A 23,266-nucleotide genomic window follows, 5' to 3' on the forward strand; every position below is an offset into this window, starting at 1 on the left:
ATGAAAGATCGATTTTATAAAATTTGAAAAAAGAGGTGGTATTGATGCCAAACAATCCATGGAATAAATTTTATCCAACGGAGATTCAACCACACCTTGATTATCCTGACTATCGAATCTCAGATTACTTAAAATTGACTGCAGAACAATTTCCTAATCATAAAGCGATTCATTTTTTCGGTAAAGAATTAACTTTTCAAGAACTGATCACTCGTTCGTATCAAGTCGCAAATGGACTAAAAGATTTAGGTGTCAAGAAGGGAGATCGTGTAGCGATCATGTTACCGAATACTCCTCAGTTTGTCTATTGTTATTTTGGTATTTTATTTGCAGGAGGTATTGTTGTACAAACCAACCCATTGTATGTAGAAAGAGAGCTTGAGCATCACTTTTCAGATTCTGGGGCTAAGATTGTTTTTTGCTTAGATTTGGTCTATCCACGAGTAAAAGCTGTGAAAGAAAAAGTAGGTTTGGAACATATTTTCACCACAAGCATACCCGATGGACTTCCACCACTCAAAAAAATGTTATATCCGCTAGTTCAAAAAATTAAAAAAGGACCAACAGTAGATATCGATTATAGCAAAGAGCCGATTCAAACTTTACATCAATTTATGGAAAATGCCAAATCCACACCTGTGGAAGACCCTAATAATCCAGAAGATGTAGCTGTTCTTCAATACACGGGTGGTACAACAGGAACACCAAAAGGTGTCATGTTAACTCATAAAAATTTAGTAGCTAATGTAACGCAATGTCAGGCTTGGGCATATAAAACGGAAAGAGGAGAAGAAACGGTCTTAGCTGTAGTCCCATTATTCCATGTGTATGGGATGACCATTTGTATGCTTTTTGCAGCCGCACATGCAGCTAAACTGGTTTTAATTCCTAAATTTGATATTGATGTCATGATGAAAACGATCAAAACCCAAAGGCCAACATTTTTCCCAGGCGCTCCAACCTTATATCAAGGAATTATAAATCATCCTAAAGTAACCGAAACAGATCTGTCTTCCATTAAGTTTTGTATCAGTGGATCGGCTCCATTACCTTTAACCACACAAGCTAAGTTTGAAGAACTAACCGGTGGAAAATTAGTGGAAGGGTACGGCCTGTCTGAATCCTCGCCTGTCATTTGTGGGAATCCAGTATGGGGTAAAAGTGTGAATGGAAGTATTGGTATTCCATGGCCAGATACAGAATGCAAAGTAGTTAATCCAGAAGGTGAAGAAGTGAAATCAGGTGAATTAGGAGAAATCATCGGCAAAGGCCCACAAATTATGAAAGGGTATTGGAACAAACCAGAAGAAACGGCTGTTACCTTAAAAGACGGCTGGTTATACACTGGGGACATGGGATATATGGATGAAAATGGTTATTTCTACGTTGTAGATCGGAAAAAGGATCTCATCATTGCTGGTGGATACAATATTTATCCAAGAGATGTTGAGGAAGTTTTATACGAACACCCTGTAGTGAAAGAAGTAATTGTTTTAGGTGTTCCTGATGAATATCGAGGGGAAACCGTCAAGGCTTATATTGTAAAAAAAGAAGGATTCACTATTTCAGAGGAGGCATTAGACCAATACTGTCGTTCCAAGCTTGCTGCCTATAAAGTGCCTAGAATTTATGAGTTCCGGGATGAACTGCCTAAGTCCATGGTCGGTAAAATATTACGCAGAAAGTTAAAAGAAGAAGAAGAGGAAAAATTAGCTTAAGGAGTGGTTATCATGGAGAGAACAATTCGTAAAGCTGCTGTTTTGGGGTCAGGTGTGATGGGTGCGGCAATCGCTGCACATTTAGCGAATGTAGGCATTCAAACCTTACTGTTAGATATGGCTCCAAAGGGAGAGACAGATCCGAACAAAATGAATGACATCGTTGAAGCTTCTAAAAAAAATCTATTAAAAAACAAACCAAGTCCCCTTTTCACAAAAGAGGTTTTAAATCGTATAGAGATAGGTAATTTTGATGAGGATTTACATCGTATTACAGATGTGGATTGGGTGATCGAAGTCATCATAGAAAATCTTGAAATTAAACAAGAATTTTTCAAAAAAATAGAACTGCATTGGTACCCGGGCACCATTGTGAGTTCTAATACTTCAGGTATTTCAGTTCATGCCATATGTGAAAGTAACTCCGAGCAGTTTAAAAAACACTTTTTAGGCACTCATTTTTTTAATCCCCCTAGATATATGAAACTGCTTGAGTTTATCCCTACAAAACATACAGATCCGAACATTGTATCTTTTATGAAGAACTTCTGTGAGAAGAAATTAGGAAAAGGGGTAGTCATCGCAAAAGATACACCTAACTTTATTGCCAATCGGATTGGTACCTATGGTCTTTTATGCTCTCTTAAACAGATGGAAAAACTAGGGCTGACAATATCTGAAGTAGATGAATTGACAGGTCCTTTAATAGGGAGACCCAAAAGTGCTACATTTCGTACGTTGGATTTAGTTGGTATTGATACGTTTGTTTTAGTTGCTAATACAGTGTATGAAAATGTAACAGATCCTGAAGAAAAGGAAATATTTAAAGTCCCAGAACTGATGGAATACATGGTCGAACAAGGATACATTGGGGATAAAGCAGGGTCTGGTTTTTATCAGAAAAAGCGCACGGATACAGGAAAGGTGATATTAGAACTTGATGTTGTAAATAAAACGTATATTCCTAGAAGTAAAAGTAATTTGAGTTCCATAGAAGCAGCAAAAGATACAAAGGGACTAAAAAACAAGTTGAAAGTCCTGATTGAGTCAGATGATAAAGGCGGAAAATTTACTTGGGAATTAATGAAGAAAGGTTGGTTATACGCTGCAAATAAGGTCCCGGAAATATCAGATGATATTCGAGCTGTAGATGAAGCTATGAAATGGGGATTTAATTGGGAGCTTGGACCATTTGAAGCTTGGGATGCAGTTGGCGTTGTAGATACCGTCTCAAGAATGAAAGAGGAAGGAGAGATCATCCCTGTTTGGATTGAATCAATGTTGGCCACTGGGAAAACTTCTTTTTATGAAAAACAAGGTGATAAAACCTTTTATATTCAAATGGATGGTGGTTTAAAAGAAAAAGAAATCGCGAAAGAGATCATTTCCTTAGATCAAATCAAAGAAAAAAATGGAGTGATCAAGAGCAATACAGGGGCTAGTTTGTTTGATATTGGAGACGATATCGCGTGCCTACAATTCCATTCTATGAACAATACGATAGGACCTGATGTTTTACAAATGGTTCCTATCGCTTTAGAGGAAGTTCGTAAAAATTATCGTGGATTAGTCATTGGTCATCAAAAAGGGAAGAACTTTTGTGTAGGTGCCAATTTAATGATGCTGTTGATGGCGGCACAAGATGAAGATTGGTATGAAATTGAACAAATGATACAAGGTTTTCATCAAATGGCGATGGGACTAAAGTATTTTGAAAAACCGATTGTCACCGCTCCGTTTGGTATGACACTAGGTGGTGGTGTAGAAGTTTGTTTACCGTCTTCTCATGTGCAAGCATCTGCTGAAACCTACATGGGTCTAGTTGAGATGGGGGTTGGTTTAATTCCAGCAGGCGGAGGCACTAAAGAAATGTTAGTCCGATCGACCGTTTCTGTGGATATGGATAAAACCATTGATTTATTACCATTTGTTAATCGTGTATTTGAAACGATTGGCATGGCTAAAGTTTCTACGAGTGCAGCGGAGGCGAAGGAGCTTGGTTTATTAAGAGCATCAGATCGAATAACCATGAACCCGGATCATTTAATTTATGATGCAAAACAAGCGGCACTTGGGATGTCCATTGCAGGTTATGAGCCGCCAACACCAAAGAAAGTTAGAGTTGTGGGTGAACCAGGACTCGCTGCATTGAAGATGGGATTATATCAAATGAAAATGAGCGGATTTATTAGTGAGCATGATGAATTAATCGGCACACATCTAGCTAACATTTTATCTGGTGGAAAGGTAGCGGCGAATAGTTTAGTTACAGAAAAATATTTACTGGAATTAGAGCTTGAAGCCTTTTTAAGTTTATGTGGTGAACCAAAGTCACAAGAACGTATACAACACATGCTGTTAACTAGAAAACCGTTACGTAACTAATAGAGGTTGTTCAAAAAATACCCTTTTGATCACGAAGTGGCTCAAGGAAGTAATTTCGACATCGAATATTGCACTCACATTTGAAGTCCGGTGCTCATGTAACCAAACACTACACTCCGCTCCAGCTCCTGCATCTTCGCACAATCTTCTCGGTGCTGAAAACGGAAATTTTTGAACACATAATAATAAGACTGTTTTGAGGAGGGGATAGAATGAAGGAAGCAGTAATTGTTTCAGCAGTTAGAACTCCAATGGGGAAAGCTCATAAAGGCTCACTTGCTCAATCTCGTGCAGAGGATTTAGGGGGTTTAGTTGTTGAAGAAGTGATTCATCGTACAGCGGGTTTAAAGAAGCAGGAAATTGAAGATGTTATCATCGGATGTGCAATGCCAGAAGGTGAACAAGGTTTAAATATGGGAAGGATTATATCTTTGCGTGCAGGTTTACCGGATCACGTACCCGCATTAACTGTGAATCGATTTTGTGCTTCTGGTTTACAATCCATTGCTTTTGCAGCGGAACGAATACAATGCGGCTCTGCAGAAGTGATTGTAGCTGGTGGGGTGGAGAGCATGAGTCATGTTCCCATGTCAGGGTTTAAACCACAACCAAATCCGTTTTTAGTAGATTCACGTCCTGAGGTATATATCCAAATGGGAGTTACTGCTGAAAATGTAGCGAAAAAATATGATATCAACCGAGAGAAACAAGATGCTTTCTCTGTAAGAAGTCATCAAAAAGCGGCCTTAGCGATCAATGAGGGGAAATTTAAAGAGGAGATTGTCCCTGTATCAGTGACACAAACGTTCATAAATAAAGATGGAAAACAAGAGCAGACCTCCTTTTTATTTGAAACTGATGAAGGAGTGCGTCCTGATACTTCTCTGGAAGTGCTCTCAAGATTAAAACCTGCTTTTGTTACAAAAGGAACAGTAACTGCAGGAAACTCTTCGCAAATGAATGATGCGGCATCGGCCGTCGTTGTCATGTCTCGTGAAAAAGCAGAGCAATTAGGTTTAAAACCGATGGCCATATTTCGATCCTTTGCAGTATCAGGTGTTGCACCTGAGATCATGGGTATAGGTCCTGTAGATGCGATACCCAAAGCGATAAAACAAGCAGGGCTAACGTTGCAGGATATAGATCTTTTTGAAATAAATGAAGCCTTTGCTGCACAATGTGTAGCAGTCATTGAACAGGTAGGAATAGATATTGATAAAGTGAATGTTAATGGAGGAGGCATTGCTTTAGGGCATCCACTTGGTTGTACTGGATCAAAATTAACAACCACTTTATTATATGAGGCAAGACGGAGAAAGAGTAAATATGGAGTGGTAAGCATGTGTATTGGTGGGGGTATGGGAGCTGCTGGAGTATTTGAATTTGTTTGATGTAAAAAACCATTTCTTGTTTGTTTTCGTTTATAAAATGAAGAAGGGAGGGACGTTTGTCAAAACATATTGTATAACTTCATGAATAATGACATGCGAACTTCATTCTTTTTTGACAACGGATGATTATGAAAGCGAATAACCTCGTGAAAGGTGGTAGCTTTTTACTAAGTGAGGTGGATGTGTCTACAGTTTTTACACCAGAGGATTGTACTGAAGAGCATCTTATGATTGCAAACTTATCTGAGAGCTTTATTGATCAAGAAATTGATCCCTATGACGATGTTTTGGAAACACAGGACTTCACCTTGTTAGTAAAGTTGGTTAAAAAAGCAGGAGAATTAGGATTGTTAGGGGCTTCCGTTCCTGAAGAGTATGGTGGGACTAATTTAGATCGAATTAGTTCCACTTTAATTTCTGAAAAAATGATACGCTGCAGTTCTTATTCATTAACTATTGCAGCTCACATTGGGATTGGGACTTTACCCATCGTTTTGTTTGGCACAAAAGATCAAAAACAAAAATACTTACCTTTGTCAGTAAGTGGGGAGCAAATTTTTGCCTACTGTTTAACTGAACCTTCTTCAGGCTCCGATGCTTTGAATGCAAAAACCACAGCTGTGTTAAGTGAGGATGCTACACACTACGTTTTAACAGGTACGAAACAATTTATTACGAATGCAGCTTTTGCAGACGTATTTATCGTGTATGCGAAAGTAGATGGTAAACATTTTTCCACATTTATTGTAGAGAAAAAGTTTAAGGGTGTCTCCACTGGAGCAGAGGAGAAAAAAATGGGTATCAAGGGTTCTTCCACTCGTCAGCTTATTTTGGAAGATGTGCATGTTCCTATTGAAAACGTATTAGGCGAGGTCGGAAAAGGTCACGTGATCGCCTTTAATATTTTAAATCTAGGACGTTATTCACTGGCTGCAGGTTGTGTTGGTTCAAGCAAATGGGCGATAGAGCTTGCTGTACAATACGGTTGCGAGCGAAAACAGTTCAATAAAACACTAACTGAATTTCCTTTAATACAGAAAAAAATAGCAGACATGACGATATATACTTATGCGGCTGAGAGCATGGTATTTCGCACTGGTGGGTTAATGGATTCAGCGAGAAGAAGTTTAAATTTAAATATAGAAGATCATGCAAACCAAGTAATCAAAGGCATTGCTGAATATGCGATGGAATGTTCAATGAACAAAGTGTTTGCAACAGAGTGCTTGGATTATGTGGCTGATGAAAGTTTACAAATTCATGGGGGTTATGGATTTACACAAGAATATAAAATCGAAAGAATTTATCGAGACGCTAGAATTAATCGTATTTTTGAAGGCACAAATGAAATTAATCGCTTGTTGATTCCAAACCAGTTGTTTCGAAGAGCAATGAAAGGGGAACTTCCACTTATGGAAGCGGTAAAAAAACTAGAACAGGAATTAGTTACCTATATTCCTTCTACACCAGATGAGGGAGTACCGCTTTTGCAAGAAAAAGCGATATTAAACTCCGCTAAAAAAATCTTTTTAATGGTAGTAGGAAAGACAGTCAAACAATTCAAACAACAGTTGGAGGAACAACAAGAGATTATAGAAATCATTGCAAATCTAGCTATTCAAATTTATGCGATGGAATCCGTCATGATAAGGACGAAAAAAGCGATTGATAAAGAAGGCATCATAAGAGCCAAACAAAAATGGAATATTACAGCCGCATTTACCCAAGAAAGTTTCGCAAAGATCCAGCATATGGCAAAGGATGCGTTTGTAATGACAGAGAGCGGAGATGAATTAAAAATGACATTGGCAATGATGAAAAAATTAGTACGCTATAATCCAAGAAACTTACTCCCCGTCAAACGTCAAATTGCAGCTAGGATCATTGATAGTAAAAAATATGTTGTTTAAGTTTTTGTTATCGTCTACTTTAAGGGATACCTATTTTTAAAATTGAATGGGTTCCATACTTTCATTTAGTACCCCAAATTCATACCCATTTTCCACAAGATAATTTAATAATAAAGGTAGATGTTCATATGTTTCAGGGATTTCATGTAAAAGTATAACGATGGGTTCAACTGAATTTTCTTTTTGTTTTAATTGCTTGATAACATGATCAACATATTGTTCACTTTGAAATTTCCAATCTAAACTATCAATATTCCAATCCCAAAGCAGGTAACTATTTTCACTCACTTCATTCATATATTCATCCGTCATAAACGGTTTGCTTCCATATGGAGTACGAATTAAAAAAGATTCAACCCCTGTTATTTCTTTTAAGGTTTGCTTAGCTATATTCATTTCATTTATAACAGAACTTTGAGAGGCATAGAATGAGTTTTTATGATGTGTAACACCATGTAACCCAACGGAATGACCATCGTCTACCATTTGCTGTACTGATTCAGCGAATTTCCTCATACTTGGTTCTAACATAAAAAATGTGGCTTGAATATCATACTCTTTTAATAGTTGTAAAATATCACTTGAAACAGCTCTTGGACCATCATCAAAGGTTAAGTAAACTATTTTTTTATTTTCCTCTATTATTGCACTGACATCCGAATTGTCTTGTCTAGCTTCTTCATTTTTTTGCTTGGAAGTTATTGATTCAACCTCAATTTTATCAGTATTTAAATTAGTTTCTTCATTTTGAATAAACTGTTGGTTTTGTTCATTTATATTTATGTGGTTATCTTGTTTCTCTAAATTTGATAATGCTAAAGAATCAATGGGCTGTTTATCATCTTTTTGTAAATCGGGTTGGGGTAGTCTATTATTTGAATATAATTGTGTAGAATCACTTAAAGTAATGGGTTGTAAACTAATAAAAATAAAAATGCTAAGAATGAATAAAACTGCCACTCTCTTTATTTTAAATGGTTTAGTATTTCTCTTATTTATCTTCTGCTCTTGTTTGTACCTTGTCAGTAATTCTGGTTGTTGAAACATGAGTTTGATTCCCCTTCCCTGTAATCTATCTATTTCTATAATAGAAAAAAGAGCCTAGGAAAGGGTAACAAAAAGGTGACAATAACCTCGCGGTTTTGTCACCTTTTGTCATAAAAATATTCGATATTATCTGAAAAGGTTCCAATTCTTAAATGTTAAAAATCATTCTGATTAATAACGTGAAACTTGAGAGGAAGATCTAGCAGCACTCATGAGTAATAATATCGCTGTTACGATATGCATAATCATGCCTACAATAGGAATCCACGCGATACATGAGGTTATGATACCAACAATACTAGGCGTTTTTGTTGAGCCTTCTTTTGAACAAACTGCTAATGTAACAATATGTAACAAAAGCATGACCATTAAAGGTGTCCAAGCAAACCCAATTACGATGGAACCACCAATTACAGGTATGCCTAATATAGCTTCTAATCCACCTGTCAACCATTTTAAATTTTTTGATGCCATGCATATTCCCCCTAAAATAGAAAATAGTAAATTTAATGAATACAAGAAACATAAGGAATTGCTCGTTTAATTAATATAGTAACAAAATCCTAAATAAAAGGACACCCATAAGTGAGATGTCCTTAAGCACATAATTTTTAAATAAATAAAAATGCTCCAACTGCAAATGGTATTAAAAATAATGCCGCGATAGCTGCAAAACCTAGAGCAAACCGCGCCCCAAAAAATGGCGCAAAGGAGACCGAAGCTTTATCATCTGCTGCATTTTTAAGCTGAGCTTTTGCTTTTTTAGAACTTGTAGTCGAGATGTTAGAGGGTCCGTCATAACCAGCCTCAAAATGTAAACATCCTCCTGAAACATCTTGAAGATAACCATGTACCGTAGTTCCGTCATGTAATACAGCGCATACATGCTGACCTACACAAGGAGAACATGTTTCCTCAGTTATAGGATATATCTCTCTCATGATATATTTCCTCCTTTCTATACACAACCTGTATAAAAGTAATTTAACAACCTTTGAATAGGATATTTCATGATATTGTATGCACTGTTATGCTCTTGTGCTTGGATATCTGTCTATTTTTGAAATATACCAAAAAGTTTATTTGTAATTACTTTAAAATTAAAATTGTGCAGGAGGGTTAGAGGTGATGTACCTAAAAATAATCATCACCTTCCATCATCTTTTATCATACATTGTGATGAGTGGATGAAACACTGATTTAAATAAGTGAGTGGACACCATGTTATAAGAAGGAACCAAACATGTGCGAATAACTTTTTCATTCGTTATTCGCACTGTTTCAATTATCTATCCATTTGATAAACCTGTTCATTTTTTACAGACTGGGATTTTGCTTTTTCTTTTTTAATTTTGTGCATAATTGTTTTTACATCTGATTGCTTATCAGAATGATTTTCATTAGAAATGATGGCTACGTTTTTCTGCTCTTCCATTTTGCTCTCACCTGAGAAGATTCCACCTTCTTCAACTTTAATTGAACCTACGGAAATGTCACCAAATACTTTACCTGTATTAGTAATAGATAATAACCCACTAGTGTTAATGGTTCCTCGTATAATACCTGCATTGATAACATTTTTGGCATTAATATTAGATTGAACATTGGCATCTACTCCAATGGCTAGATCCCCAGCGCATTGGATGTCTCCAGAAAATTGACCTTCAATTCGTAAACTGGCTTTTGTTTTTAATTCTCCTTCAAAGGTGGTTTCTTTTCCAATTACAGTGTCAATTGAATTGGGATTTGCTTCTGATTTTTTAAACATATAAATGATCTCCTTTAATTTCATCTTTCGCCTTCTAAATAAGGAAATGGATTAGTAGGATTCCCACGAAGTAAGACTTCATAATGTAGATGAGATCCTGTACTTCGTCCAGTTGATCCCATTAAACCGATTTTCTCTCCCTTTATTACGGAGACGCCCTCTTTCACTAATATCTTTGATAAATGCATGTATAACGTTTTTACATCATTTGTATGGTTTATCAATATATAATTACCTAGTTGATGATCATATCCTGTTTCTTCAACGGTTCCATCTGCTGTTGTAAATATGGTATCGCCATAGTTTCCATCTATGTCTATACCTGTATGAAGACTATTCACATTTGTAAAAGGGTCTTTACGAATTCCATACCAAGAAGATATTCTTCTTGATTTGGTTGGCCATATGGAGGGTGTTATTTTTAATAAATCAACCTTTTTTTGCATCTTTTTTTTGATTTCTTCAAGATTACTAGATAAAATATTCACTTCTTTTTTAAGTTCATTTACATAATCATCAGACTCGTTAATTAAGTTTTCCAAATACTCACTGATAGGAAGCTCTTGTCCTCCTACTCCTATAGAAAACTGTTCTATCTCATTATATTCTTCTAATAGATCCTTTATGGAATAGGATACATCTTCTTTTAAATTTAATAGGTCTTGTTCTAATTGTTTCAACTCATCAACTTGTTCTTTGATATTGTCTACTTCAGATGTAAGTTCTAATATGTCATCTTGTAAATGTTCAATCGTTTGATCCTTTTCTTGGATCGTATCTTGATATGAGTTTTTATTCGTTATAATTTGTTCTGTTAGCTCGTTAATTTCAGTGTCTGATTGGAGATGGAGGTTATACTGCCAACCTATCGTGATGAGAATGATAAGAACAATAGTTACAGGGATTACAATTAGCAAATAAGGCGGGAATCGAATTCTCCTTATGGACTGCTCAGCATTCGGGATAAGCATAAAGGTGAACTTATTCTTTTTCATGGGAACCCCTCTTAAGTTTGAAATATTCTCGTAAGTTAAATATATGTTCCATCCGGACGGGATATACGAACAAAATCCTTAAATCTTTTACTTGACTAAAGTATTTGTTGTAGATTACGATTAAGGGTATAAATAAAACAGAAAGGAAACGTTACACATGGCAGGGAATGAAAAAGATTTAAGAATACGCAGTAAAGTGATCAGTGAAGGTGCCAATAAAGCTCCAAATCGTGCGATGTTAAGAGCTGTAGGATTTACAGATGAAGATTTTAAAAAACCGATGGTAGGGGTAGCTAGTACTTGGAGTGAGGTCACACCTTGTAATATGCATATCGATAAACTTGCCATTCAAGCTAAAGAAGGAGTATCTAAAGGTGGAGGAGCTCCATTAATATTTAATACAATAACAGTATCAGACGGTATTGCAATGGGACATGAAGGTATGTTTTACTCATTGCCTAGCCGTGAAGTCATCGCTGATTCAATTGAAACAGTAATGGGTGCGGAACGATTAGATGGTGTTGTTGCCATTGGTGGCTGTGATAAAAACATGCCTGGATGTATGATTGCGATTGGTCGAATGAATCTACCAGCTGTTTTTGTATATGGAGGAACGATCCAACCTGGGAAATGGGAAGGGAAGGATCTAGACATCGTTTCTGCTTTTGAAGCAGTAGGTCAGTATAATAAAGGTGACATTGATGCACAAGGATTAAAAGATATTGAATGTCATGCATGTCCAGGCCAAGGTTCATGTGGTGGAATGTATACTGCCAATACCATGGCTTCAGCTATTGAAGCTATGGGAATGAGTCTTCCAAGTAGTTCTTCTAACCCAGCGATTGCCGATTTAAAAGAGGATGATTGTAATAAAGCTGGACAGGCTGTAGTTGATTTATTAAGAAAAGAAATTTATCCAAGAGATATTATGACAAAAAAAGCGTTTGAAAATGCAATAATAGTCGTGATGGCTTTAGGTGGATCTACAAATGCTTTTCTTCATTTACTTGCTATTGCTCATGCGGTGGATGTTGATCTTCAACTTGAGGATTTTGAGCGTATCCGTGAGCGTGTACCACATTTAGCAGATTTAAAACCAAGTGGTCGATATGTGATGCAGGATTTATCAAATGTTGGTGGAGTACCAGCAGTGATGAAGTTGCTTCTTGAAGAAGGTCTACTTCACGGAGATTGTATTACGGTTACTGGTAAAACACTTGCTGAAAACTTAGCTGAACTCCCAGGGTTAAAAGAAGGTCAAGATGTGATTCGTCCATTCAACAATCCTTTGAAACCTCAAGGACCTCTTGTTGTATTAAGAGGAAACTTAGCACCTGAAGGTGCTGTAGCAAAAATGTCAGGTGTAAAAATGAAAAAAATTACAGGGCCTGCTCGAGTATTTGATTCTGAGGAAGCGGCTACTGAAGCATTGCTAGCAGATAAAATTAATAAAGGTGATGTGATTGTCATCCGTTATACGGGTCCAAAAGGTGGACCAGGTATGCCTGAGATGTTATCTGTAACTGCTATTGTGATCGGAAAAGGTTTAGGTGGAGACGTTGCATTGATGACAGATGGAAGATTTTCAGGAGGTACTCATGGTTTTGTGGTAGGACATGTTGCACCAGAAGCGCAAGTAGGAGGACCTATTGGACTTCTTGAAGAGGGCGACTTGGTTACAATTGATAGTGAAACACAGGAAATTAAAATGGATGTTTCTGAAGAAGAAATGAATAAACGTAAAGAACAATGGAAAGAGCGTCCTTTAAGATATTCCAGAGGAGTATTGAATAAATACGCAAGATTAGTATCTTCTGCTTCTAAAGGTGCTGTAACAGACTAAACATACTGTAATTTAAAATGATAAACGTCCATCTAAGTAGTGAGAACTATCCTAGTTAACTTAGAAGGAAAATGTCCAGATCGTACTTATATCATGCCTCAAACTAAAAAATAGCGGGAATTCGACACATTTATTCCCGCTATCTTCTTTTTTCGAGCAAAAACAATGTTAAAATAATCATCATTTCCTCTATTAAGGGCTATACATATCTCATTTCTAATCTCTTGCCTCCGATCCAGATAAGCAAAAAAATTCCCAATGTAAATATGACCTTCCATGGATTTTGCACAATAGAGAATAAATCATAACCTACTAATGATACGAGAAAACTCATAAAGGCTTTTCCTAAAAGTGTAGCAATAAAAAAGGTGCGTTTTGATACTTCAGATAACCCTGATACGACATTTACTAAAAATGTTGGTGCAAAAGGCAGACATGCTAAAGTAAAAATAACAGTAAAACCTCTTTTTTCTATCCAATGAAAGAATCGTCTTGATTTCTTGATGTTCCCTTTATATTTTCTCATAAATTGATATTTTCTTTTTGTTGAAAACCTTTGGTCTATGTAAGAAGATAATTTTCTACCTAAAGTTCTGCTAATCATAAAGACACTATAACTTCCTACTGTAATGCCTAGCCACGAAAATAAAAAACCTAAACCAAGCCCATATACTTGAGCATTTACCAAAACAATGAGGAAAATAGGTAAAATAGGAATAAATGACTCTAACATTGGTAGTAAAATTCCTGGAAGTGGTCCAAAAGCTTTATATTTCTCTATAAATAAGAGGATATCCTCTTCTGATATGTTGGATAGTAAATCTAATAAGTCGATATTATGCACCTCTCTATGATTCCATAAATGATGTTTAGGATACGTATATTATTCTCATAAAATCATTTGTTATGACAAAAAAAAGATTTTCTTACAACTATTATAAGACAATCTTAGATAGAGTTGAAGTTTTGCAACAAAAATGAACTCCCCTTATCGAAGTAATAAATATCGATAAAGGGAGTTGGAGAAAAAAATCTTTATTATGTTGATCTAAGATGTATATTAGTTAATCCCTACAGCATCAAAAGCTTGCTGTACAGATGTAACCGCTGAACTATTTGCTCCATACAAGTCAGTAGCAGATTGTTCTGCTGCAGAACGGAGCTGACTAAAAGTAGAAGATTCCGTTAGGTACTGCGTTAAAGAACGATAGAATATGTCACCCATATTATCTTGCCCAACACCATTTACGGTAACGCCACCATGGTTGCCGCCTTCACTTAATAAATAAGCTGTTTTATTAATAATTCCACTGTTTATGTGTACTCCGCCCCAATCACCTTCTCTTGTATTAGGTAGTTGTACAAAATCATCCATATGATCCGGGTCACCAAATAAAGTTGGATCAGCTAATGATCTCAAAGCATCTCCTGGAATGTTAGGTGTATAAATGTCTTCTCCCATTAACCAGTCAGGTCCTAAACCAGCCCAATTCTCTGCTAATACGCCAAATATATCAGACATAGCTTCATTTATTGCTCCTGATTGATTTTGATAAAGTAAGTTCGCAGTTCTATCTGTCACTGCATGTGTTATTTCATGTGCAATCACATCATATGCTCCAGAGAATGGAAGCCAATTCACACCATCTCCATCTCCATACATCATTTGATTTAGAGGCTCACCTAACCAACCTGCATTGTTGTAATTTCTTCCAAAATGAACAGTAGACTTAATCGCTGCGCCTTGATTATCAAAACTATCACGATTAAACTTCTCTAGGTAGTAATCATAAACTAATCCAGCATAATAGTGTGCATCAACTGCTGCATTGTCATATGAACTATTAAATACGTTATCACTATCACTCCATAAAGTACCTGGAAGATAACGCATAATTTGACGAAGAGATCTATCTAATATTCTCTGATGTACATTTTCACCATCATAAGTGAATATGCCATCTCCTCTCGTGTTATCTTGTAAATAATAGGTATTACCTTGTTTATCTGTATTTAACGATTTTACATCGCCTAATACACCTGTACCTGTCCCTACAGAATCAATTTTGAACGATTGATTAAATTTATCTAAGATGTCACCTGTAACTGCATCCACAAAATAACTCCAGTCTCCTATTTCAGGGTAAAGGAATTTAAAATTAACGTGAAATGCATAGTAAGATTCATCATCTTTTACATATATTACTTCTTCTGTAGTTGGATCCATAATATAGGATGGTGTTTCAGAGTAGGAAGAATTAAGATCTTTTTCAGCAATTGAAAATGCTTCTTTTTTCTTTACCTTTTTATCCTTTTTCAATTTTTTATCTAATTCAGGAGCGACAGTTCCAGAAAACGCGGTTAACACGCCAGACTGATCAATATGAGCTGTAAAGGTTCTTCCGTATACAGGTGTTCCTTTAAATTCCTGCTTTAATCTTAAATGAGTAAATCCTAACTCATCCACAAACTCATCCATGACAACAAAATCACTTTCCGCAGAATCAGCAAATTTGAAAACATCTTTTTTTGTATTTAAGTATCCAAACAAAACGTCTTTTGGTTTTTTGTTAGACTTTTCTGTTAATTTACCAGAGACGAATTCAGGGGTTAAAGATTTCTCACTTTTGTTTATTTTTTCAAAAATATCTGGTTTTGCACTTGCTTGGGGGATGAAGATAGCTAGAACTAAACTTAAGGATAAACAAACAGCAAGTAATTTTTTATTCACATAATCTCTCCTCTTTTTTACAGATTACTAGAGTTGAGTATTTGAATATGAAACAATTTCACCTCGCTCCTTTATAAAATAACCGTTTAACAATTCACATTACTTTCCTTCTGAAAGCGCTTTCTCATTTTTATAAATAAAGATTTAAAATTAAAAATGGAAGATATGCCTATGAGGTAATTTTTTTGGTAAGTGAATACTGGGATAGTAATAAATTCTAGTAAATAAGTTATGACTTAGTAACTTATTTGACATACAGAATAATTTGAAATTTTAAAATTACTTCAGAAGTGGAAAAAGTAATATGCAAGGGAATAATTGTTGAATGGTGTCGTATATTGTCAAATACTCAAATTAAATTATAGTTAAAAGTCACTAAATTGTCAATGATTTTTAAAGGTATTACTCTCTTTTCTATTAGTTTAGAACTCCCTTTATCGAAATAAAAAAATCGTATAAAGGGAGTTTAAATTAAATACTTTTATTTTTATATTTCAATCAAGAAGATTTTTAGTTAATTCCAACTGCATTAAATGCTTGTTGTACAGATGTAACTTCTGAACTGTTTGATCCATACAATTCAGATGCAGCTTGTATTGCAGCAGAACGGAGTTGACTAAAAGTAGAAGATGCGGTTAAGTGCTGGGTTAAAGTACGATAAAAGATGTCCCCCATTTTATCTTTACCAATCCCATTTACAGATACACCAGAATGGTTACCGCCTTCACTTAATAAATAAGCTGCTTTATTGATAATACTACTATTTGTATGAACGCCACCATAGTCTGCTGTAGTATGCAAATAATCATCGTAGTGATCTGGTTTATTAAATAAAGTTGGATCTGCCATAGATCTTATACCATTACTAGAAAGCGTAACATCTTCACCCATTAACCAGTCAGGGTCTAAGTCTGCCCAAAACTCAGCTAAAGCGCCAAAAATATCGGACATGGATTCGTTTATCGCTCCTGATTCATCTTGATAAATAAGATCGGCAGTTCTATCTGTGATTGCATGAGTGATCTCGTGTGCGATCACATCAAATGCACCTGAGAAAGGTAGAGTATCTGAATCCCCATCCCCATATATCATTTGATTTAAAGGTTCACCTAACCAACCTGCATTACTCCAGTTTTGTCCAAAGTGAACGGTAGATTTAATGGCAGAGCCTTGATTGTCAAAGCTATCACGATTAAACTCCTCTAAGAAGTAATCATAAACTAAACCTGCATAATAATGGGCATCAACTGCAGAGCCATCATTAAATATATTATCCGAATCACTCACTGCAGTACCTGGAAGATATCGTTGAATGAGCCAAATCGGATAATAAAGGAGATTCTGGTGGACGTTTTCTCCATCATAAGTGAAAATGCCATCGCCTCTCGTATTATCTTGTAAGTAATAAGTACTTCCTTGTCTGTCAATATTTAATGTTTTTTCATCTCCTAATACACCTGTACCTGTTCCTACAGCATCCACTTTAAAAGATTGATCAAATTTATCTAAGATGTCACCTGTGGAAGCATCTATAAAATAATTCCAATCTCCTAATTCAGGATAGAAGAATTTAAAATTAATGTGATATGCATAGTTTGATTTGTCATTTTTTACATAGATGACTTCCTCTGTAGTTGGGTCAATAGCATATTGCGGTTCTTCAGCGAAGGAGGAAATGAGGTCTTTTTCAGCAGTGGAAAATGCTTTTTTCTGTTTTACTTTTTTCTTTTTCTTTTTCATTTTCTGGTCTAGTTCAGGAGCAACCGTTCCTGAGAACGAAGTGAGTACACCGGAACTATCTATATGAGCTGTAAATGTTCTACCATATACAGGGATTCCATTAAATTCCTGTTTTAATCTTAAATGAGTAAATCCTAAATTATCAACAAACTCATCTATTACTACGAAGTCGCTCTCCGCAGATTCTGCAAATTTAAAAGTTTCTTTTTTTTCATTTAAGTAACTAAACAATACATCTTTTGGTTTTTTATTAGATTTTTTTGTTAGTTTACCGGAAACAAATTCTGGGGTAGAAGTTTTCTCGTTTTTATTAATTTTTTCAAATGTTTCAGGTTTTGGTGTTGCACCAGCTTGAGGTATGAAGATGGCTAGAACTAAACACATGGATAAACAAACAGCAAGGAATTTTTTATTCATATACTAATCTCTCCTCTTTTTATTAATTTTAATAGAGTTGAGTATTTGTATTGTAAAAAAGTTTCACCTCGCTCTCTCATTTAAATTACCGTTTAACAATTCACATTACTTTTTCCCACAAAATGATTGCATAGATTAGAATTTATCCTATATGGTATAAAGTTTAGTATAATCATAGATTGAATAACAAAAAATAGGAGTTTTAATTGATCAGTAGATGTAGTGGAATAATTATTTAATAAGATTCATGTTAATTAATTCGTTGAAATATTTTAGTAGATGTGATTTTTTTAGAAAAACAGTAGGTTTCCATAGTGAAATATGGTTTCAGGAGTGGTATAAGTAATATGTAAGGGAATAAATGTTAACTGGCATATATTAACAAAATACTCAATTTAAAGTATAATCGAATGACAAAAAATTGTCAATATTGATATTTACTGCATAAAAATTCAAATAAAGTTCATTAAACTCCAAAATTAGACAAAATTTTGTTAGATAATAGCTCTATTTATATTACTGATCTTTTATTTTCTTAAATTCAAGGGGTTAATTCTAAGATAGATGAGCTTTTGATCAATAAATCAATATCGATTTTAAGGGATGATTCAGTTAAAGGGAGTTTATCTTTAGATGTAATTTCCCTCCATTTTTTTAGATCTTTCCGATATAAAGTTTCTGTTAATCGATATACATCTGCTTCTAAGTCTAATCCACGTTTATATGTGGTTAGGATTTGCTTTTTTATTTCTTCCTTTGCTTTTTCTGTAAGTTGTTCCTGATTTATATTTTGAAATAATTCACCTACATAAGCCTTTGTTTTTATTTTAATGAGAAATGTTACATTTTCATTTTTTGTTTCAGGTATAATATCCACTTTCAATTTATCAATGATGATTGATGCAATAGGTTTTTTATTTTTATCTTCAATTAGGAGGTTATTATTGATAATATCGGGATGTAGCCAACGAAATCCGTCTATTTCTGCTTCTCTTAATATTCCTTTAAATTCATTGCGTGTATAAAGGACACTTACACTATCAAATCTAAGGTGCTTATTTTTACTGCCACCTAACAGTTGGATGTAAGGTATAGCAGAAGTATAACTGGGTTCATCTAATTCAATCAACATATCTATTAAATTGATTGGTTTAATCAAAGAGCTTTGTTCATAATTGTTTTTAGGATCACCTAATCTTCCAAAAATAGGGGATAAGTTCATATCTTTAAATGTACCTTCATTTAAAACTTCATCCAAAGCTTCTGCGTTGGTACTATAAACCCAAATGGTATATCTTGTTTTTGGATACCGAATAAACTTCTCTATAACTTCATTAACTTTCCCTTTTTGTTCCATTAGATTTTCTGTAAAAATAATGGCTGATAAATGTCCCCAGAATACTTTTTCCGGTACCGTTTTATACAAATCAAACAATGCTTCTTCAATCGTTTTTCCGGTCCCTTTTTTAACTGTAGGAATAAGTGAACCTCCCCCTGCTTCCTGACCTTGTGCACCACGACCTCCAAAAATCACAAACTGTACATGAATCTCAAATAGGCCATCTTTTTCATTAACCCCCAGTGCATGAGCATATAACATCCGATCAACCTCATCGGAATTCCAGCAGCCTGTCAGCAATATGATAATAGTAAGCATAAAGATTGTTTTTTTAAGCATAATTCTCATCCTAGTGTTTTTATTTCCACTTAAGTCATTAAAATTAGTTATTTTTCAAAGAGTTCACGTATGTTTTTAAAAAATTACCCGTTTTTTTTGACGTCATTGTTAAATAATTCACTCCGTAGGGTCTTAAGTTGGCTAAATAAAGAATAGTAAGAAAAGAAGATAAAAAGAATCCCCATATTCCTAAAATGGAAGAGACGAACAAAATAAAATATCTTACTACACTAATTGAACCAACTAATGATTGATTAATTAACGTATAGGTAGATACAACAGAAACTGCGATGATGACCATTGTTGTGGCATTGGTAATGCCGGCGGCGATTGCGGCATCACCGATAATAAGCCCTCCTACGACACTTAACGTTTGCCCTATCCCTACAGGCAACCTCATCCCAGCTTCTCTAAAGATTTCAAATAGCAGCAACATAATAAATACTTCTAATGCTGAAGGAAAAGGGACTCCACGTCTTGATTCAACAATAGTAGCGAGAAGTGCAAAAGGGATTTGATCATGATGAAAAGAGATTAAAGCAACCCAAAAACCAGGAAGAAAAGTTGCCATCATAAACCCAACGATTCTAATTGCTCTTTCAAACAAAGTAAAGATAGTGATCATCTCTTTATCCTCACCACTATCTAATAAAAACATAAAATTTGCAGGACCTATGATCACTGTTGGCAATCCGTCAACAATGAGGACAAAACGTCCATTCATCAATGAATGGACCGTAAAATCAGGCCTGCCTGAGTAACTAAATAATGGGAATAAGGGGAATTTAATATCTCCAATTAACTGTTTTATTTGTTTTGTACTATAGATGGCTTCCGCTTTAATATTTGCTAATTTACCTTTTATTTTCTTAAGTACATGAGGATCAATTTTATCATCAATATAAAGCAGACCTACTTTGGTTTTTGTTTTTTCGCCTACAGCATATTGATGATAGTGTAGACTATTTGAAGGTACTCTCTTTCTAATTAAGGCTACATTTGTAGTAATATCTTCAATAAATCCATCTCTAGATCCTTTGATGGGTACATCTGTAGTAGAATCTTGAGGTTCACGTTTAGGTAAGTCACGAATATCGATAGTGTAGGCAGTTGATAATTTTGGAAAGTAAATTAATACTTGTCCGGTTAAGACTTGTTCAATCATTTTCTCAGCATGTTCAACTTGATGCAATGTTGCTACTTTAAGTTCTTTATGAATGAAATCATTTGAAAAATTTTGATTATCCATCAATTCAAAAAGTTTACGCAGCTCTGGAATAATCACTTTATTCAGTTTATCGTAATCATAAAGACCTTCACAATATGTAAACATAACCTTGTAATCATTAGCATTGGATTGAAAATGTAAGATTTGATGTTTAACATCATAGCAGGCTTGAAAAGCTTCTTTTATTGATTGCTCTTTAAAGTGATTTTGATTATTATTTTTGTTTGTGATCATTGTTGTTTTTTCCTTTAGATTTAATTTGGATAGACACTATTATATTTTGATTGGATTCATTTCTTTTTTTGTTTTACTTTATTTTGTACAAATATTAAGAATCCTACTAATATTGAAATAGTGAACATAAACCAAAATGAATAAGGGATAAAAAATCCATATAATAATCCAGCTAAAAAGGTATCGCTAGTAGGTAATTGAACGAGAATAATCATCAGAGTAAATAAAATAAGTGTGATCCACACTTTATTTTTTTGTCTTTTTATATTTATCATTTCAGGGATGATATACATAAATAAGGAAATCCGAATAAAGGCACCTGCTAACCATTGATAAATAGACAAAAAATCAACATGTTCCACAAATCGCCCCAGTGTCACCATTCTCCATTGTTCAAATGCAGGGGCTCTCATTTTTTCTGCTTCTTCTGGACCAAAAATCGTAATCGCTCCAATCAGAGGTCCAAGTGTAAGTATGACCAATGATAACCCCGTTAATATCACAGGGAACAGTTTGATTTTTGAATGTACTTTATGCTGTAAAAATATGATGATAAACAATTCAATTAGTCCTGATCCTGATATCATCATGCCGATGAAAACAGGTTCCAAACCATGTTCTAAAATAGGGGTTAATAATGAATAATCTTTATATTGTGTATTTGAAAAGGAAACAAAAAAGCCTAAAGCGATCACAATGGGTAACAAAATGATATTCATATTTGTAATTGTTCTTAAACTAGTGATGACAGTAAAAAAACATAACAGTATAAAAGTGATCGTGAGCATAAACATGGGTGTTTCAGGCAAAAAGGTAAGGATTGTCCATCTAATTGTAGCAATTAGTGTTGTTGTAGAAAGTAAAAATAAATGCAAGCAGATAATGAAAAATAAAAAGAATGTAATTATTTTTCCAAATTTTGATTTCATAAATTCATAAATATTTTTTTGTTGTGTACGTTTTCTAATATAAATAATAAGGTAAATCCATATTGGATAAATTGCAATGTTCATCATAACTGAAATCCAGGCATCTCGATGAGCTGTGGACAATAAAACAGGGATGATTAAAACGTGATTAATTAAACCAACAGAGGTAATCATTAAGAACATTAATTGAGTTGACGATATTAAATCTCCATTTTTCCTCATTGATTCACCCCTCCCCATTAAATTCAACCTATTAGGTTTAATAAAAGAAGTATTTATAAACAGATATTTATTAGTATGGGTGGTTTTTTATGGAAAAATTCAAATTGCTGTTGACGAAATTAAAAATTTATTTTAAACTATAAATACCCATAGGGGTATATGTATTTAAAGGGAGGTGAAATAACTGAATGAAAAAAACAACGATTGTATTATTCAGTGGTGATTACGATAAAGCGATGGCTGCTTATATTATTGCAAATGGAGCAGCTGCTTATGATCATGAGGTTACCATTTTTCATACATTCTGGGGATTAAATGCTTTACGTAAAGAGGAAAATGTTCTAACCAAAAAAGGGTTCCTTGAAAAAATGTTTGGAAGCTTAATGCCACGTAGTGTAAAGAAGATGGGATTATCAAAAATGAATTTTGCTGGGATGGGACCTAAAATGATTAAACATGTGATGAAAAAGCACAATGCTTTACCTCCTGAACAACTAATACAAATGGCTCAAGAGCAAGGTGTTAAGCTGGTAGCATGCACGATGACAATGGATTTACTGGGTTTACAAAAAGAAGAGTTGTTAGAAGGAATTGAATATGGAGGGGTAGCTGCATATTTAGCAGATGCAGAAAATGGGAACGTTAATTTATTTATTTAATAGTTAATGAAAGATTAAAGAATGAAATATGTAAGGAAAAGGAGGGTCATATGTTGGACATCATTACACCAGAAGAATTAAAACAACTTCTTAATGAGAAGAAGCAAATTCATATGATAGATGTTCGTGAAGTTGATGAGGTCAAGGAGGGAATGATTGCTGGAGCTACACATATTCCATTAGGTTTGTTAGAATTTCGTCTTCATGAGTTGAATAGATCTAGAGAATATATTATGGTTTGTCGTTCAGGCAATCGCAGTGGTATTGCTGCACAATTTCTTGAAAGTCAAGGTTTCAAGGTGAAAAATATGATAGGTGGCATGTTGGAATGGACAGGGAAAGTCCAAAAAAATTTGCGCTAAATAATACCC

At 34.7% G+C, this 23,266-nt stretch carries 18 protein-coding genes; 7 read left to right on the forward strand and 11 right to left on the reverse strand.

Annotation, left to right across the window (positions count from 1 at the left end):
- Nucleotides 1-44 precede the first annotated feature (44 nt).
- The 4 genes from ERL59_RS05725 (at nt 45) to ERL59_RS05740 (ending at nt 7,404) form a co-directional block, all read left to right on the forward strand.
- Entirely contained in the window at nt 45-1,718 is a 1,674-nt protein-coding gene (locus tag ERL59_RS05725) for a long-chain-fatty-acid--CoA ligase (RefSeq protein WP_160645231.1), read from the forward strand.
- Nucleotides 1,719-1,730: 12 nt separating this feature from the next.
- Nucleotides 1,731-4,103 carry a 3-hydroxyacyl-CoA dehydrogenase/enoyl-CoA hydratase family protein gene (locus ERL59_RS05730; RefSeq protein ID WP_160645232.1) on the forward strand — a complete coding sequence of 791 codons (2,373 nt, stop codon included), beginning with the start codon at nt 1,731-1,733 and terminating at the stop codon, nt 4,101-4,103.
- Between the two features lie 212 nt (nt 4,104-4,315).
- On the forward strand, nt 4,316-5,494 hold the full coding sequence (locus tag ERL59_RS05735; protein WP_160645233.1) for an acetyl-CoA C-acyltransferase: 1,179 nt from the start codon (nt 4,316-4,318) through the stop codon (nt 5,492-5,494).
- A gap of 122 nt (nt 5,495-5,616) precedes the next feature.
- Nucleotides 5,617-7,404, forward strand: a complete 1,788-nt coding sequence (locus tag ERL59_RS05740; protein ID WP_160645234.1) for an acyl-CoA dehydrogenase family protein — start codon at nt 5,617-5,619, stop codon at nt 7,402-7,404.
- Between the two features lie 36 nt (nt 7,405-7,440).
- Here the strand turns inward: ERL59_RS05740 and ERL59_RS05745 are convergent, their stop codons facing one another.
- The 5 genes from ERL59_RS05745 to ERL59_RS05765 form a co-directional block, all read right to left on the reverse strand.
- Nucleotides 7,441-8,451, reverse strand: a complete 1,011-nt coding sequence (locus ERL59_RS05745; protein ID WP_160645235.1) for a polysaccharide deacetylase family protein — start codon at nt 8,449-8,451, stop codon at nt 7,441-7,443.
- A 171-nt stretch (nt 8,452-8,622) separates the two neighbouring features.
- Complete coding sequence (locus ERL59_RS05750) at nt 8,623-8,925, reverse strand: hypothetical protein (protein WP_160645236.1); 303 nt, start codon at nt 8,923-8,925, stop codon at nt 8,623-8,625.
- Nucleotides 8,926-9,062: 137 nt separating this feature from the next.
- The gene (locus ERL59_RS05755) at nt 9,063-9,392 is read right to left on the reverse strand and encodes a hypothetical protein (protein WP_160645237.1); all 330 of its coding nucleotides are present in this window, start codon (nt 9,390-9,392) and stop codon (nt 9,063-9,065) included.
- Nucleotides 9,393-9,736: 344 nt separating this feature from the next.
- The gene (locus ERL59_RS05760) at nt 9,737-10,219 is read right to left on the reverse strand and encodes a bactofilin family protein (protein ID WP_160645238.1); all 483 of its coding nucleotides are present in this window, start codon (nt 10,217-10,219) and stop codon (nt 9,737-9,739) included.
- A gap of 20 nt (nt 10,220-10,239) precedes the next feature.
- Nucleotides 10,240-11,214, reverse strand: coding sequence for a peptidoglycan DD-metalloendopeptidase family protein (locus ERL59_RS05765; protein WP_160645239.1), 975 nt, complete (start codon nt 11,212-11,214; stop codon nt 10,240-10,242).
- A gap of 157 nt (nt 11,215-11,371) precedes the next feature.
- Here ERL59_RS05765 and ilvD point away from each other — a divergent pair, with 157 nt between their 5' ends.
- Nucleotides 11,372-13,057, forward strand: coding sequence for a dihydroxy-acid dehydratase (ilvD, locus tag ERL59_RS05770; protein ID WP_160645240.1), 1,686 nt, complete (start codon nt 11,372-11,374; stop codon nt 13,055-13,057).
- 199 nt (nt 13,058-13,256) lie between these two features.
- Here ilvD and ERL59_RS05775 read toward each other — a convergent pair whose 3' ends face one another.
- The 6 genes from ERL59_RS05775 to ERL59_RS05800 form a co-directional block, all read right to left on the reverse strand.
- Nucleotides 13,257-13,901 (reverse strand): TVP38/TMEM64 family protein, encoded by a 645-nt coding sequence (locus ERL59_RS05775; protein WP_328699909.1) that lies wholly within the window; start codon nt 13,899-13,901, stop codon nt 13,257-13,259.
- Between the two features lie 216 nt (nt 13,902-14,117).
- Nucleotides 14,118-15,788: a M4 family metallopeptidase gene (locus ERL59_RS05780; protein WP_160645241.1), complete on the reverse strand. Its 1,671-nt coding sequence runs from the start codon at nt 15,786-15,788 to the stop codon at nt 14,118-14,120.
- Nucleotides 15,789-16,298: 510 nt separating this feature from the next.
- The gene (locus ERL59_RS05785; RefSeq protein WP_160645242.1) at nt 16,299-17,945 is read right to left on the reverse strand and encodes a M4 family metallopeptidase; all 1,647 of its coding nucleotides are present in this window, start codon (nt 17,943-17,945) and stop codon (nt 16,299-16,301) included.
- A gap of 541 nt (nt 17,946-18,486) precedes the next feature.
- Nucleotides 18,487-19,623: a Ger(x)C family spore germination protein gene (locus tag ERL59_RS05790; protein WP_160645243.1), complete on the reverse strand. Its 1,137-nt coding sequence runs from the start codon at nt 19,621-19,623 to the stop codon at nt 18,487-18,489.
- Nucleotides 19,624-19,666: 43 nt separating this feature from the next.
- Nucleotides 19,667-21,085 carry a spore germination protein gene (locus ERL59_RS05795; RefSeq protein ID WP_160645244.1) on the reverse strand — a complete coding sequence of 473 codons (1,419 nt, stop codon included), beginning with the start codon at nt 21,083-21,085 and terminating at the stop codon, nt 19,667-19,669.
- Nucleotides 21,086-21,141: 56 nt separating this feature from the next.
- Nucleotides 21,142-22,236: a GerAB/ArcD/ProY family transporter gene (locus ERL59_RS05800; protein WP_160645245.1), complete on the reverse strand. Its 1,095-nt coding sequence runs from the start codon at nt 22,234-22,236 to the stop codon at nt 21,142-21,144.
- A gap of 188 nt (nt 22,237-22,424) precedes the next feature.
- Here ERL59_RS05800 and ERL59_RS05805 point away from each other — a divergent pair, with 188 nt between their 5' ends.
- Nucleotides 22,425-22,895, forward strand: coding sequence for a DsrE/DsrF/DrsH-like family protein (locus tag ERL59_RS05805; protein ID WP_160645246.1), 471 nt, complete (start codon nt 22,425-22,427; stop codon nt 22,893-22,895).
- 53 nt (nt 22,896-22,948) lie between these two features.
- Nucleotides 22,949-23,257, forward strand: coding sequence for a rhodanese-like domain-containing protein (locus ERL59_RS05810; protein WP_160645247.1), 309 nt, complete (start codon nt 22,949-22,951; stop codon nt 23,255-23,257).
- Nucleotides 23,258-23,266: the final 9 nt, after the last annotated feature.

It is taken from the genome of Chengkuizengella marina (genome assembly GCF_009910845.1).
Lineage (GTDB): Bacteria > Bacillota > Bacilli > Paenibacillales > KCTC-33759 > Chengkuizengella > Chengkuizengella marina.

Coding starts and splice junctions, on each gene's coding strand:
- ERL59_RS05725 (WP_160645231.1), top strand. CDS start 45: ATGCCAAACAATCCATGGAATAAATTTTATCCAACGGAGATTCAACCA.
- ERL59_RS05730 (WP_160645232.1), top strand. CDS start 1,731: ATGGAGAGAACAATTCGTAAAGCTGCTGTTTTGGGGTCAGGTGTGATG.
- ERL59_RS05735 (WP_160645233.1), top strand. CDS start 4,316: ATGAAGGAAGCAGTAATTGTTTCAGCAGTTAGAACTCCAATGGGGAAA.
- ERL59_RS05740 (WP_160645234.1), top strand. CDS start 5,617: ATGATTATGAAAGCGAATAACCTCGTGAAAGGTGGTAGCTTTTTACTA.
- ERL59_RS05745 (WP_160645235.1), bottom strand. CDS start 8,451: ATGTTTCAACAACCAGAATTACTGACAAGGTACAAACAAGAGCAGAAG.
- ERL59_RS05750 (WP_160645236.1), bottom strand. CDS start 8,925: ATGGCATCAAAAAATTTAAAATGGTTGACAGGTGGATTAGAAGCTATA.
- ERL59_RS05755 (WP_160645237.1), bottom strand. CDS start 9,392: ATGAGAGAGATATATCCTATAACTGAGGAAACATGTTCTCCTTGTGTA.
- ERL59_RS05760 (WP_160645238.1), bottom strand. CDS start 10,219: ATGTTTAAAAAATCAGAAGCAAATCCCAATTCAATTGACACTGTAATT.
- ERL59_RS05765 (WP_160645239.1), bottom strand. CDS start 11,214: ATGAAAAAGAATAAGTTCACCTTTATGCTTATCCCGAATGCTGAGCAG.
- ilvD (WP_160645240.1), top strand. CDS start 11,372: ATGGCAGGGAATGAAAAAGATTTAAGAATACGCAGTAAAGTGATCAGT.
- ERL59_RS05785 (WP_160645242.1), bottom strand. CDS start 17,945: ATGAATAAAAAATTCCTTGCTGTTTGTTTATCCATGTGTTTAGTTCTA.
- ERL59_RS05790 (WP_160645243.1), bottom strand. CDS start 19,623: ATGCTTAAAAAAACAATCTTTATGCTTACTATTATCATATTGCTGACA.
- ERL59_RS05795 (WP_160645244.1), bottom strand. CDS start 21,085: ATGATCACAAACAAAAATAATAATCAAAATCACTTTAAAGAGCAATCA.
- ERL59_RS05800 (WP_160645245.1), bottom strand. CDS start 22,236: ATGAGGAAAAATGGAGATTTAATATCGTCAACTCAATTAATGTTCTTA.
- ERL59_RS05805 (WP_160645246.1), top strand. CDS start 22,425: ATGAAAAAAACAACGATTGTATTATTCAGTGGTGATTACGATAAAGCG.